Below are 14123 nucleotides of genomic sequence, written 5' to 3'. Positions count from 1 at the left end.
CCCCTAAGCCGAGTTTTCAAGGTGCTGTCCGCCCACTTGGTTTTCGAGACGGTCTTTTTAATTCTAACGTAAAGCCAACCTAGAACGGCGGGGTTTCCCACCCAAAATTTTCGATGATGCAGCCAAAGCCAACGGTTAGTCGAGGTGATGTTGCTCTGGTTCTCTTTCCAAAACCCACGAAAAACTTTTTCCCTATGTGGGGAAAGACTCGCCAATAGACTGGACAAGAACCGCTAGATGGGCGAGGCTATGGGTGGCCATGGCAGTAAACCGCAGACGACTGGTGGGAACGGTAGGAGGACGAATTGCGGGGGCAAAAATCCCTTTTTCTAGCAGTTTTTGCGATAATTCTAGGGCTTGACCCGGATTGGCTACCGGTAAACATAAAATCGCCGCTTCCGAAGGCAATATATTAAAATTATTTAATTTACTCTTGACAAAATTAATATTTTGGTGTAGGCGTTGGCGACGTTCCGGTTCCAGACGAATAATCTCTAAAGCCATTCTAGCGGCGGCGGTGTCGGCGGGGGATAAACCGGTAGTATAAATCCAGGTGGCGGCGCGATTGCGGATAAAGTCGATAATTTTGGCACTTCCTGTCACATATCCCCCTAAACTACCCAAAGCTTTACTCAGGGTTCCCATCTGAATTAATTCCCGTCCCTGACAACCACAATATTCCACGCAACCTGTCCCATTTTCCCCCATAACCCCAGTAGCGTGGGCCTCATCCACCAAAACCATACAATTATACATCTCGGCTAGAGCGAGAATTCCCGCTAGGGGACAGATATCCCCATCCATACTAAACACTGTATCGGTGAGCAGTAAACAATGACGATAGTGATGACGGTGGGTTAATAACTGATTTTCTAAGTCTTCGAGACTATTGTGCCGGTATTCTTTCACCGTAGCGCCGCTTAACTTGGCTCCATTTTTGAGGCTAGAGTGATTGTATTGATCGCCTAAAATCAGGTCTTTCTGCCCCACTAAACAGGTAATTGTCCCCAAATTGGCTAAATATCCCGAACTAAAAACGATCGCGTCTTCGCTATTTTTAAAAGATGCGATCGCTACTTCTAAGTCTCGATGAATATCTCGGTGTCCACTCAATAGACGCGAGCCGGTGCTTCCAGTTCCATAGCGTTGTGTCGCTGCTATGGCTGCCGCGATCATTCTTTCATCGGCTGCTAATCCCAGATAATCATTGCTGGCAAAATTGAGCAGCGATCGACCCTCTAATTCTATAACGGCTCCGCCCCGGCCCTGAATGGTTTTAACCCTTCGATACCAATTGGCCCGATGGAGGGTTTTTAAGCTATCCTCGATCCAAGAGTAAGGATGATTCATGAGCAATTGATCAATATAGCGGTTAGCTAGGGTAAAATAGCCGGATTGTTGCCGAAAAAGGCTCTTTTAAGGGTTAATAGCTTCGTAAAAACGACAATCTTGACAGGGACCTGGGGGGTTAATCGCACAGCGCAACAGTTCGGATCTAGCGTTAAAACGACAACTAGCATCCCCCATCACCCAACGTCCTTCAATCAAACTTTTTTCGTTAGGAGTGGGTGCAGTTTGTACATAAAGGGATATTTTGCGTAAACAATAGCCACCAATCTTGTATTGATACTGGTGGTGACGTTCCAAAACCGCATAGGTTTGTCCTTTTAAGGCCAAATAATTACCCGGTTGTGGCATCCAATCCAACTGTATCTCTCCCAAACTTTGCCGCGGATGGGTCAGAATAACCTCCGTTGTTAATGAATCTTGCTCCATGATTATCCCTGTATTCTGGGCTACCTTTGCTCAATGGTAGCTTAGATCTCCGAGTCGATTAATAATTAGGGTCTGCTGAAAAAGTTTTTCGGTGGGGGTTGGGGGTTGGGGGTTGGGGGTTGGGGGTTGGGGGTTGGGTGTTAGGGGTTGGGGGTTGGGGGTTGGGGGTTGGGGGTTGGGGTGTAGGGTTTTACCACCTGAATTTTCCCCCTGATCACTCCCATGCCGGGTACTTTTTGATTGACAAAAAGTCTAAAAGTCTTACCCAACAAGGTTTTTATATTTATTCAGCAAACCCTAATTAGATCTCCTGCAAAAATCAAAAATCTTCCGTTAGGTGAGGAGACCCCGAGACAGAAGACTCCGAGACAGGGGGAGAAAAAAGACAAGAGACAACTATCCTAGAATTGCCAATTTCCCGATTAAAGTAGAAGATAAACCGCAGGATTTTTCCGAGAATTTACTTTATGGTTTACCCGATCCCGCCTGAAGATAATCTACCGCAAAAATTTCCGAAAATTCCCTTAGATCGTCGCGCCTATGCTTTCCTGATCGACTTTGCCTCGATCTGGTTTTTAAGCTCCTTTGCTAATAGTGCGCCTGTACTGCAACTCTTCCTTTTTCTCCTGATTTGGTGGTGTTTGCGGGTGTTATTGGTAGCGCAGAATCAGGGTCAGAGTTTAGGCCGTTGGGCCTTGGATATGAAGATCATCGATCTACGACTTCAGCGTTTACCCGGAATTTTGGAGTTAAGCAAACGAGAGGCGATCGCTGGTGGGGGGGCAGCTTTAATGATGTTAGGGTTAAATACTTTTTTTGGCAATCCTTTAAGTTTGATTTTACTATCTTCGCCCCTTTTCGCCGATTGTGGTATGGCGATCGGTGATGAGCAATTTAACCAAGCTTTCCACGATCGCATCGGTGGCACGATTGTTATTCCCACCCGTCGAGGTTTTTCTCTCGATCTACGTTTAAGAAGGCTTTGGTATCAAATTAAGGGCAGAATGAGAAGATAAATACCAGTTATCAGTGATCAGTTATCAGTTTTAAGTTTTAAGTGAGCAGTATTAAATAGCAGTTTCCCAGTATCTTTTCACTGTTTACTGTTTACTGATCACTGAAAAAGGCGGGATCGGCCGGGATCGAACCGGCGGCCTAGCGCTTAGGAGGCACTCGCTCTATCCAACTGAGCTACGACCCCAATTTTTTCCCTAACCATGATAAGCCATCCACGGCTAAACTGTTGATTGCCGTGGATTATTTAGGTTTTTTTTTTGGGGGGGTAATCTCGACTAATCCAGCAGAAAACGCCTCGATACCCACCTAGTTTCTGTTTTATGGTCGTGACCTTGGCAGTATGTTAATTTTATTTGCCCTTGAGGGCTTTTTGAAAATTCTTGCGGTAGGCGGGATTAACAGCCAACAGCAGCGGCCAGAACAGTGTTAGAGCTAGACGATTGGGTAAACGGGAACTAAAATTAGTGCTTCTGTATCCATTCCAGAATTTCCAACCACCGGCACCATAAACAATTATTAAGATAAAAATAACCAGTCTCATGCCATCTCATCCTTAGATTTAGACAATTCACATCTCCTATTTTAAGCTTTGGTTTTGCCGACTTGGGAAAAGAAAATATTGTCCTCAATCGGGGGGACGGTGTTAGAATGCCGGTTAGGGACTAGCTCGATCGATGTCGGGAAACTAAAGCCAGAATTTGAAAAAAATATTTAAAAACGGCGAAAAGATAGCCTTGGGAGGAAATTATGCGAGCGGTATTAATGGCAGGTGGTTCAGGGACAAGATTACGTCCGCTTACTTGTGATCTTCCCAAACCGATGGTCCCGATTCTCAACCGTCCGATCGCCGAACATATTATCAATTTACTACGAAAGCATGACATTACCGAAATTATCACCACCCTGCACTATCTCCCCGATGTCATGCGCGACTACTTTCAAGACGGCAGCGACTTTGGGGTAAAAATTACCTACGCTGTGGAGGAGGATCAACCCCTAGGCACCGCAGGATGTGTGAAAAATATTGCCGAATGGTTAGATGATACCTTTCTGGTGATTAGTGGCGATAGTATCACCGATTTTGACCTGCAAAAAGCGATCGCATTCCACAAAAGTAAAAACTCGAAAGCAACCCTTGTCCTGACGCGGGTTCCCAATCCGATCGAATTTGGGGTAGTGATTACCGACAAAGAAGGCAGAATTCGCCGTTTTATCGAAAAACCATCCACCAGCGAGATTTTTTCCGATACCGTCAACACCGGAACCTATATTCTCGAACCAGAAGTCCTCGATTATCTCCCCTACAAAGAAGAAGCCGACTTTTCTAAAGATTTGTTTCCGCTGCTGCTGCAAAGGGGCGAACCTATGTATGGTTATGTGGCCGATGGTTATTGGTGCGATGTCGGTCATCTGGAGGCCTACCGAGAAGCGCAATACGACGCTTTATCCGGCAAAGTTAACCTAGAATTTCCCTATCGAGAAAAATCCCCCGGGGTGTGGGTCGGTACTAATACCTATATCGATCCTAGCGCCCACATTGAGGCCCCGGCCATGATCGGCAATCATTGCCGCGTTGGTGCAAATGTTCTGATCGAGAGGGGTTCGGTTATCGGCGATAATGTCACCATCGGTGCTGGTTCCGATCTGAAACGTCCCATCCTCTGGAATGGTGTGGTGATCGGGGATGAGGTCAATTTAGCCGCTTGTACGATCGCTAGGGGAACCAGAATCGATCGACGGGCCCAGGTACACGAAGGTGCGGTGATCGGACAATTATCGATCGTGGGGGAAGAAGCGCAGATCAATTCTGGGGTCAGAGTCTGGCCGAGTAAACAGATCGAATCGGGAGCCATCCTCAATATTAACCTGATTTGGGGAAATACTGCCCATAAAAACCTCTTTGGTCAACGAGGAGTATCGGGTCTGGCTAACATCGATATCACGCCCGAATTCGCCGTTAAACTGGGGGCAGCCTACGGTTCCATCCTCAAACCGGGGTCAACGGTAATCGTCTCCCGGGATCAACGTAGTGTCTCGCGCATGGTCAGTCGATCGCTGATTGCCGGTTTAATGTCCGTGGGGGTTAATATCCAAAACCTACAAGCGAATGCTTTACCGATTTCGCGGACTTTAGTGGCTAAATTAAACGTAGTCGGTGGAATTCACGTTCGCATTCATCCCGATCGCCCGGATTTTCTCTTAATCGAGTTTTTAGACGAAAAAGGGATTAATGTTTCCAAAGCGAGGGAAAAGAAAATCGAAGGGGCCTATTTCAAAGAAGATCTGCGACGGGTGGGAATGCAGGAAATCGGCAGTATGTCCTATCCGGCTGATATTCTCGATAATTACCGCAAAACCTTTGAAACTCAGCTAAATGTGGAGGCTATTCGCAATAGTGGTTCCAAAATCGTCATTGATTACGCCTACGGAGTCTCAGGGGCAATTTTACCAGAATTACTGGCCAAATTTGGCTGTGATGCCGTGGTTCTCAATGCCAGTTTACGTCAGAATGCCCTTTCCATGCAGGAAAGAGAGTTACTAATCCATCAATTGGGCCATGTGGTGGAGGCCCTGAAAGCGAACTTAGGCGTACAAGTTTCGGCCAACGGGGAACAATTAGTCCTCGTCGATGAGAGTAGTTTATCGATTCGCGGGGAACAATTAACTGCTCTAATGGTGAATACAATTCTGACCGCCCATCCTCGCGGTACAGTGGTAGTGCCGGTTCATGCTTCTAGTGCCGTGGAACAGATCGCGCGTCGTCACGATGGCCGGGTGGTGCGGACAAAAGCCAGTCCTAGCGCTTTAATGGAAGGATGTCAAACCAATCCTAATGTGGTTTTAGGAGGATCTGGGCAAACTGGCTTTATTTTTCCGCAATTACATCCCGGTTTCGATGCCATGTTCAGCGTGGCGAAACTTTTGGAGATGTTAACCATTCAGGAACGTTCTCTAGCTCAGGTGCGGGCCGAGTTACCGCGCATTTATAATAAAAGTACGGCGGTGCGCTGTCCTTGGAAAGTAAAGGGTTCTCTGATGCGCTATCTGGTGGAAACTCACGCTACCGATAATCTAGAGTTGATCGATGGGGTGAAGGTGATTAATCCCCTTAATGATGACTGGGTATTGATTTTACCCGATGCTGGAGAACCTTTAGTGCATATCTACGCTAACAGTGAGCAGCGCGAATGGGTCGATCGGACAATTAAAGAATATCGTCATCGTGTGCAGCATTTCGTCGAACATTACCAAGGCGAAATAGTGATGATTTAAGAGTTTTTTACCCCATTAGCCTGCGAAACTTGACTATCAGGTTTTTTTTGACCTAAAAGGTGGCGTAGCCCTGTAGATGCTCATTTTTCCTGTAAAAGCAAGGCGATTCGATCGGCCGCTGCCTCACCGGTGCGGATCGCTCCCTCAAAAAATCCCGGCCAGCGATCGGCCATTTCTGTTCCGGCCCAGTGAATCGGTCCGACGGGAGTAAAAAGAGCCTCGCCGAAACTTGTCCAGACTCCGGGGGGCATAAAGGCGGCATAGGCTCCACCAGTCCAGGGATCCCCGGGCCAATCCACCTCATCGTAACTGATCGGGAAAAGGGCTTCTTGACCGAAATAAATAGCTAAATCCGAGAGGACGGCGGCACGGCGCGCTGGGCCACTCATCGAGCGCCAACGACTATAGCGATCGCCAACTAGGAAGGTGGCGATTACCCCCACGCCAGTTTCGGGATCGGAACTATCAGCACAGAGTTCCAACCATTGACAATTGCCTTGGGCAAGTCCGGCTAGTCCCTGTTTTCGCCAGAAAGGTCGCTCATAGGAAATCAGGACTTTAGCGCAGCATCCCATCGGTACTCGTTGGGTTAGTTGTTCTCGCTGGGGTGGCATCGGTGGATCATAAATAATGCGGCCGGCAAGATGGGGCGGCATGGCAATGATGGCAAATTTGGCGGTAAAAGTGTTCTGGCTGGTTTCTATGGTCACGCCGGCCGAGTCATAATTAAGGCGAAAAACCGGTTCCCCCAGTCGAATTCGCTCTCCTAACTCCGCCGCGATCTTGTCGGGAATTTGTCCCGCTCCGCCATGGATCAGTTCGGCTTCTGGATGTTCGGCTTGAGCGGCGCAATTTTGTCCCCAAAGAACGTGCAGCAGTGAGACTTGGTGGGGTTCGGCCGGCCCGAGAAACCCCACTGCACGCGCCATATAAGCAAAATACCATTGACCAAAATCTGTGGTGGTGTTTTCTTCAATCCACTGGGCAAAAGTTTTACTGTCTAGTTTTTTGGTGTGATCGTTGCTTTGGGGATAACCTGAAGGTAGGGTTTTGGCTAGTTCTTGAAAACGCGCCCATGCTGACATCGCATCTTGCCATTCTGCCGCGCCGATATCGGGTACTTCTCCCTCGTGGAAACCCTGAAAAAAACCGTTGAATTCATAGCGTTTGTTGTTGAACACTAGGACGGTTTTTCCCTGATTGGGAGAGGGAAAACGACGTATTTTATACTCCTCGAGGAGGGCCAAAAAACGCTCTTGGGTTGGGCCCACCCACTGACCACCTCGATCGATCCACTGTCCGGAGGGGAGATATTGACCAGACATTCTACCACCGTAACGATTTTGCGCTTCGATCACCAGAACTTGATGACCTCGCCTCTGGAGATTACGCGCAGCGACTAATCCTGCTAATCCTGCCCCGACAACGATACACTCATAGCTAGTCCACTGGAGATTTGTCATGATTTTAGCCCCACAGAATATTTTATAATTAACAATTATTATTCTCCCCGATTTTTCCCTCAGTTTCTCTATCCATTGGCTCTTTTGATTAAATTATCTGCTGCCATCAATGTTTGATCTTCTTAGCGATCGCTTAAGCCAACACCTAGAACAAATTGTCCGAGAAAGAAACCCTTTTTTCTCTAGTCAAGGACATTTTTATGTGCGAGAATACCTGCGGCAAGAGTTAGGCAATTGGGGAAAGGTTGAATCACATTTTTTCCCTTTTCAGGGAAAAGTTTACGAAAATTTAATCTTGGATTTGCCTAATAATAGTCAAAAACCCCCGATTTTAATTGGCGCTCATTATGACACGGTGCCGGGGTCGCCAGGGGCCGACGATAACGCCACGGGATTAGCGGTATTATTAGAATTAGCGAGGTTTTTTGGGGAGAATCAGGCTAATTATCCAATTCGTTTAATTGCCTTTGATCTAGAAGAATACGGATTACTGGGGAGCATTGCCTACGCAGAAAAATTAAAACAAACTAAGCAGGATTTAAGGTTAATGTTATCCTTAGAAATGCTCGGTTACTGTGATAAAAATCCCCATTCTCAAAAATATCCAGCTTTTCTAGAATATTTTTACCCCAACACCGGGGATTTTATCGCTTTGATTGGCAATCTCAAAACCCGCGAGGATTTAAAGTTTCTCAGTCGAGTCATGAGAGAAAATCAGACTCCCTGCGAATGGTTGCCGGTAATTTTTGCAGGTTATATCGTCCCCGATACTCGACGCAGCGATCATTCTCCTTTTTGGAGTCGCGGTTATTCGGCAATTATGGTGACAGATACGGCTAATATGCGTAATCCCTACTATCATAGTTCTCAGGATACAATCACTACTTTAGACTTAAATTTCCTAGCAAGAGTCTGTCAAGGACTTTGTTTGGGATTGCAATCTTTACCGATGAGATAAAAGCAGACCATGGAGAAATTTTTTCCAGCACATATAAGCAAATTTGTCAAGATGCTGGAAAAATTTTCTTTGCTTTTGCGATCGATTATCGATAGCGTTTTCAGAGAACTTCTCCGAAGACGTTTTCGCGGCACTAAAGCTCTGCAAGAATTATCACTTTAAGCGGTGACATTTTCTGTTTCTGCTGGTTGAATTTCCGGCATTTCTACTTTAATTAAACTCACTCTAGCACGATAAAGTAGTTTTTCCCCATGACGATAGCCCCGATAACGAACTATAACGGGTGTACCAATTGCTGCTTGACCATCGATCAATTGATGGATTTGCGGATCGTAACCGACATGATCACCGACACTGTCAATTGGTTGCACTCCCCAGCGCTCCAGTAACTGCATAATCGGTTTAACTAGGGAGAGGATTTTGACGGCTGCTAGGTTGGGATTTTTGCGGGCAACGGCCTCGGCCGTGGGCCATTGAACTAACCAAGATTCGATCGCTTCGATGCTTTGACGTTGAAATTCTGCGGCTAATTCTTCTTTTTGCTGGTCTAATTTTTGCTGTAAATTTTGATACTCTTGTTCGAGAATTTTTGATTCCCCTGAACGATACTCTGTCCCCATCGTCGGGATTTGAAAATGAGCGAGGAGATCGCTAACTGGCAGCTGCAGCGCATTAGCTAATTTCACCAAAGATTCAGAGGATAATTTGGCGATTAAGCCATGGCGAACTCTCTGCAATTGCCAAGAAGATAGACCCGATAACCGACTCAATTCTTCCAGATTTTTACAGCCAATTTCTGCCATTAACTGCTCTAATTTTTGCCGATGATATTTATATAAGGACTCATTCATGGGACTTCTCAGCTTAAGCGATGTGTTTAGCTAAAACGGATTTAGGAGCGCGACGAACTAGACAGAGAATTGTTTCTTTACCGAGACGCTGATGAGCTGCAAAGCGATGGCAACCGGAAAAACCGTAGTAGTTACCATCCACTTCTAAAACATCGATCGGTTCTCTTAATCCCTCCTCAGCGATCGATTGCATCAACTGATTAACTTTTTCGGGATCGGTTTGTCGCGGTAAAGGACGACGAATTTGGGACAGAGGAATGTTTTTAATTTCCATAGTGTCTTCACTATAGCACATTTAGGCTAAACTGAAGATAAGTTGACTCGGTTGCTGATGCACTGGTCCGCCTCGGTGCTGGCAGTTTTCTGGCCACAGACAAGATTTTATCACCCAATCCTCTCATTTTCTGACTATGACTATTCCTCCTATCAATGAAAAAATTATCCGGCAAAATAGCACCAATGCTTCCTATCAGCGCGGTCAATATTATTACGATAACGGTGCAGTTATTTCTCTTTGGCAACGGGGGCAAAATCTGCAAGCTTTAGTGAGTGGTAGTGAGGTTAAACCCTATCGAGTTGTCATGGATTTTAACCAAGATAATCTTGAGAATGTCTGCTGTTCCTGTCCCTACGATTACGAAGGTTGGTGTAAGCATATTGTGGCGGTTTTATTAACCTGTTCTCGTCAACCAGAATTAATTATCAAAAAAGCTTCTCTAGAGGAGTTAGTGACATCGATCGATGAAAGTAAATTAAGAAAATTGCTTAATCATTTAGTGGCTAAACACCCAGAAATTATCGAGACAATTGATAAATTTTTATTTCCAGCTACCCCAGTTAATAAAGCGGGAGGGAAGATAACTATTAATGTCAAAGCTTATCGTAATACTGTCCGTAATGAACTGCGGCAATCCCTGCGAGCGATCGAAGAAGATTACTACGAAGAAGACCCAATTTCTAATGAAATTTATGCCCTAGTGGATGAGTCCCAAGATTATTATCAAAAGGGAGAACCGGATAATGCGATCGCTATTTTAGAAGCAATTATTAGCGCCTGTATCGAGGAATGGGATAATTTAGAAGATTACGGTGCTGTTAATGATGATTTAAGTGCCAGAATCGATCGAGTTTTAACTGCAGCAATTTTAAGTAAAGAATTTAATCCCCAAGAAAAGCAAGATTTAAGGGAAAAGATCGAGCAATGGCAGCATGAATGGAGTGCCGATTTTGAGATGAGTTTAGCAGCCTTACAACAGGGATGGGACGATCCAGTTTTAGAGAAGATTTTACGAGGAGAATCGGCTAATTTTTCAGAAATGTGGTCAGGGAATATCCCCGATTATGCCCAAACATTAACTTCTATTCGCTTAGAAATTTTCGAGAAACAGGAAAAAGATCAGGAGTATTTGAATCTAGCTTTAGCTTCAGGACAAGTGATAGAATACCTAACTAAGTTAGTCTATCTCGATCGCATTGATGAAGGGATGGCAGCCGCAAAAAACATGATAACCAAGAACGATGAAGCTTTCTTTTTTGCCAAAGCTTTACGGGATGAATCCGCTCCAGAATCCGCTCTAATAATTGCCCAGATTGGTCTAAATTTGCCAGGAAATTATTATTATCAATTAGCTCTCTGGACAAGTGAACTAGCGCAATCTTTAGGGGATATAGATACAGCTTTGGCTGCTAGAATTAAGGCATTTCAAGACCAACCTTCCTTTTCCCATTACCAAAAAATTGAGTCTTTAGCTGGGGAAGATTGGCCCGATTTAAAATTAGACTTGTTAGATTACTTGCGCGAGTTTAGCGGTGGACGTTCCACAGAGGCTAAAATCGATATATTTCTCCACGAAAATTTAGTTAGAGATGCAATTGAAGTGGTTTCTGGTAATTCCTATGTGCAGTCTCACCTAATTTGGCGGATAATGGATGCGGCTGCTAGCGTCGATCCTAACTGGGTAATCGATCGCGCGCGTCCTCCTGCGGAAAAGATACTCGACGAAAAAAAGGCTGATCGCTACGAAGAAGCGATTAAATGGCTGAAAAAAGCTCGTAATGCCTTTTATATGTCGGGAAGACGGGAAGAATGGCAAACTTATCGGGAAAGTTTAATTAAGGAACACGGACGCAAATCGAAATTTATGGGGTTATTTAAACATCAGGATTTACAATAATTTAAGCTTGTGGCGGTCAGTTATCGGCTAGAATCAGGCTGTTTTTAGCTTCTAGAGCGGAAATTGTCCTAATCTTAGGCCTAGTGATATTTTGGGGCAAAGTAGAGTATAATAGAAGGTTGGTCTAAACTTATCTCCAGACTACTTATACTGAATATTCATTGTCAAAAAATATGACTGAAACTATTCGCTTTTTGATGTGTTCTCCCGATCATTACGATGTGGATTATGTGATTAATCCTTGGATGGAGGGCAACATTCACAAATCTTCCCAGGAAAAAGCTAGGCAACAATGGCAGCAGCTTTATCATATTCTCAAAGATCGGGCGCTCGTGGATTTAGTCACACCAGAAAAAGGCTGGCCTGACATGGTTTTTACCGCTAATGCAGGTTTAGTTCTGGAAAAAACTGTCGTTTTAAGTCGCTTTTTGCACAAAGAAAGACAGGGAGAAGAACCCTATTTTAAACAGTGGTTTGAAGATAACGGTTTTACGGTTCATGAACTGCCAAAAGATTTACCCTTTGAAGGTGCAGGAGACGCATTATTAGATCGGGAAGGACGTTGGTTATGGGCAGGATATGGCTTCAGAACCGAGTTAGATTCCCACCCTTTAATCGCTAAATGGCTCGATATCGAGGTTTTATCCCTACGTTTAATCGATGAACGTTTCTATCACCTTGATACCTGTTTTTGTCCCCTTAGTGGTGGCTATCTTCTCTACTATCCCGATGCTTTTGATGCCTATTCAAATCGGTTAATTGAGTTAAAAATTCCCGAAGAAAAACGCATTATCGTTGAAGAAGCTGATGCGGTTAACTTTGCTTGTAATGCAGTGAATATCGGTCAAGTAATCGTCATGAATAAAATTAGTGACGATTTACAATATAAGTTAGCTGCAAAAGGCTTTGAAGTGGTACAAACTCCCCTGACGGAATTCTTAAAAGCAGGAGGAGCCGCTAAATGTTTAACCCTGCGTACCACGGAACCCTTAATTCCAGACCATCACGCTAATGTCACCATTGAAAGTCGCATTCTCCAGTTAGAAGGTCATCTCCTCGACGCGGGAATTATGAATAAAGCTCTCGATGTTGTAGTAGGAAACGGTGGCAGTTTCAAGGTTTTAAACTTCACTTTGGGGATTGAGCGCCAAAGTACCTCCTCAGCAGAAGTGCGCGTTTCTGCACCCTCCCACGAGGTAATGGAGGAGATCATGGTACAATTGATCGACCTCGGTGCGGCCGCTCGTCCCCAAGAAATCTGTGATGTCAATACCGCAGTGGTGACACAAGATGGGGTCGCTCCCGATGATTTTTATGTCAGCACCATCTATCCCACGGAAGTGCGGGTGAATTGTGAATGGGTGCGGGTGGAAAATCAACGCATGGATGCAGCCATCGTCGTCACTGAAAGTCCGGAAGGCAAAACGGCGAAATGTACTCTCCTGCGGGATTTAAAAGCTGGCGATCGCGTTATGGTGGGAGTTGAGGGCATCCGTACTATCCGACAGGCGGAATCCCGGGAACAACGCAACAGCACCCAGGAATTTACCTTTATGGGTGCGGGGGTTTCCAGCGAGCGCCGAGTCGAGTTAACCGTCGAGCAGATTGCCTGGGAAATGCGTAAAATTCGCGACCAAGGCGGTAAAGTGGTGGTAACGGCAGGTCCAGTGGTCATTCACACCGGAGGAGCGCAACATCTCTCCCGTTTAATCCGCGATGGTTACGTTCACGCTTTACTGGGAGGGAATGCGATCGCAGTTCACGACATGGAACAGGCGATCATGGGTACTTCTTTAGGGGTAGATATGCAGAAAGGTATCCCCGTACGCGGTGGCCATCGTCACCACCTGAAGATTATCAACCTCATCCGTCGCCACGGCAACATCGCCAAAGCTGTATCGGCCGGGGTATTGACAAAAGGCGTAATGTATGAATGCGTCAAGAATAATGTCCCCTTTAGTCTAGCTGGTTCAATTCGCGATGATGGTCCGCTTCCAGATACGGAGATGGATTTAATTAAAGCACAGGAAGAATATTCCCGCTTAATTCAAGGTGCAGACATGATTCTCATGCTGTCTAGTATGCTCCATTCCATCGGTGTGGGCAATATGACACCGGCAGGGGTAAAAATGGTCTGTGTCGATATTAACCCGGCCGTGGTGACAAAATTAAGCGATCGAGGTTCCGTAGAATCGGTAGGTATCGTCACCGATGTGGGTTTATTCCTGAGTCTGTTAACCCAACAGTTGGATAAATTAACCCGTCCCTTGGTAGAAACGGTTTAAAACCGCAAGTAAATCCTCTAGAGACGTTTCTAGAAGCGTCTCTTTTTTAATTATAGTCTATCAATGAACCTTCTAAAAAACAAAGAAAAAATCCGTTTTATTGACCTCTTTTGTGGTTTGGGAGGATTTCGAGTCGCGATTGCACAAGTTTGTCGCCAAAAAAACTTAGCATCTGATTGTGTCTTTTCCTGTGATATAGATAAAGATGCTCAGGCAATTTATCACGCTAATTTTGGCGACAAACCCCAGGGAGATATTACCGAAATCGCTGCCCTAGACATTCCCAATCATGATATTTTAATGGCAGGATTTCCCTGTCAACCCTT

12 protein-coding genes and 1 tRNA gene are annotated in these 14123 nt (G+C 45.3%); 6 read left to right on the top strand and 7 right to left on the bottom strand.

Going from position 1 to position 14123, the window contains the following annotated elements; translation table 11 throughout:
• Positions 1 to 192: 192 nt before the first annotated feature.
• Both bioF and EWV84_RS18645 read right to left on the bottom strand, forming a co-directional pair.
• A complete protein-coding gene (bioF, locus tag EWV84_RS18650; RefSeq protein ID WP_287079274.1) occupies positions 193 to 1350 on the bottom strand; it encodes an 8-amino-7-oxononanoate synthase in 1158 nt (385 codons plus the stop codon).
• 66 nt (positions 1351 to 1416) lie between these two features.
• Entirely contained in the window at positions 1417 to 1776 is a 360-nt protein-coding gene (locus EWV84_RS18645) for a DUF6464 family protein (protein WP_012266749.1), read from the bottom strand.
• 467 nt (positions 1777 to 2243) lie between these two features.
• Between EWV84_RS18645 and EWV84_RS18640 the strand changes: the two genes are divergently transcribed.
• A complete protein-coding gene (locus EWV84_RS18640; protein WP_286826278.1) occupies positions 2244 to 2792 on the top strand; it encodes an RDD family protein in 549 nt (182 codons plus the stop codon).
• 111 nt (positions 2793 to 2903) lie between these two features.
• Here the strand turns inward: EWV84_RS18640 and EWV84_RS18635 are convergent.
• A tRNA-Arg gene (locus EWV84_RS18635) sits at positions 2904 to 2977 on the bottom strand.
• 165 nt (positions 2978 to 3142) lie between these two features.
• Entirely contained in the window at positions 3143 to 3334 is a 192-nt protein-coding gene (locus tag EWV84_RS18630; RefSeq protein WP_024970116.1) for a hypothetical protein, read from the bottom strand.
• Positions 3335 to 3540: 206 nt separating this feature from the next.
• On the opposite strand from EWV84_RS18630, the gene EWV84_RS18625 reads away from it, so the two are divergent.
• On the top strand, positions 3541 to 6066 hold the full coding sequence (locus tag EWV84_RS18625) for a mannose-1-phosphate guanyltransferase (RefSeq protein ID WP_287079272.1): 2526 nt from the start codon (positions 3541 to 3543) through the stop codon (positions 6064 to 6066).
• An 80-nt stretch (positions 6067 to 6146) separates the two neighbouring features.
• Here EWV84_RS18625 and EWV84_RS18620 read toward each other — a convergent pair whose 3' ends face one another.
• Positions 6147 to 7529 carry a flavin monoamine oxidase family protein gene (locus EWV84_RS18620; protein ID WP_287079270.1) on the bottom strand — a complete coding sequence of 461 codons (1383 nt, stop codon included), beginning with the start codon at positions 7527 to 7529 and terminating at the stop codon, positions 6147 to 6149.
• Between the two features lie 109 nt (positions 7530 to 7638).
• Here EWV84_RS18620 and EWV84_RS18615 point away from each other — a divergent pair, with 109 nt between their 5' ends.
• Entirely contained in the window at positions 7639 to 8487 is an 849-nt protein-coding gene (locus EWV84_RS18615) for a M28 family metallopeptidase (protein WP_287079268.1), read from the top strand.
• A gap of 158 nt (positions 8488 to 8645) precedes the next feature.
• Here EWV84_RS18615 and EWV84_RS18610 read toward each other — a convergent pair whose 3' ends face one another.
• Positions 8646 to 9338 (bottom strand): helix-turn-helix domain-containing protein, encoded by a 693-nt coding sequence (locus EWV84_RS18610; RefSeq protein ID WP_287079267.1) that lies wholly within the window; start codon positions 9336 to 9338, stop codon positions 8646 to 8648.
• 13 nt (positions 9339 to 9351) lie between these two features.
• On the bottom strand, positions 9352 to 9633 hold the full coding sequence (locus EWV84_RS18605) for a ParB N-terminal domain-containing protein (protein ID WP_286826284.1): 282 nt from the start codon (positions 9631 to 9633) through the stop codon (positions 9352 to 9354).
• 115 nt (positions 9634 to 9748) lie between these two features.
• On the opposite strand from EWV84_RS18605, the gene EWV84_RS18600 reads away from it, so the two are divergent.
• From EWV84_RS18600 to EWV84_RS18590, 3 genes are all read left to right on the top strand, one after another.
• Complete coding sequence (locus tag EWV84_RS18600; protein WP_287079265.1) at positions 9749 to 11512, top strand: SWIM zinc finger family protein; 1764 nt, start codon at positions 9749 to 9751, stop codon at positions 11510 to 11512.
• Between the two features lie 173 nt (positions 11513 to 11685).
• Positions 11686 to 13797 carry a bifunctional arginine dihydrolase/ornithine cyclodeaminase gene (gene argZ / locus EWV84_RS18595; protein ID WP_287079263.1) on the top strand — a complete coding sequence of 704 codons (2112 nt, stop codon included), beginning with the start codon at positions 11686 to 11688 and terminating at the stop codon, positions 13795 to 13797.
• 63 nt (positions 13798 to 13860) lie between these two features.
• A partial coding sequence (locus EWV84_RS18590; protein ID WP_287079261.1) for a DNA cytosine methyltransferase occupies positions 13861 to 14123 on the top strand: 263 nt, incomplete at its 3' end.

The organism is Microcystis sp. M_QC_C_20170808_M3Col, assembly GCF_007095505.1.
Classification (GTDB): Bacteria; Cyanobacteriota; Cyanobacteriia; order Cyanobacteriales; family Microcystaceae; genus Microcystis.
Note: the sequence above shows the minus strand (reverse complement) of the source record. Positions and strands in the feature narration are given on the sequence as shown.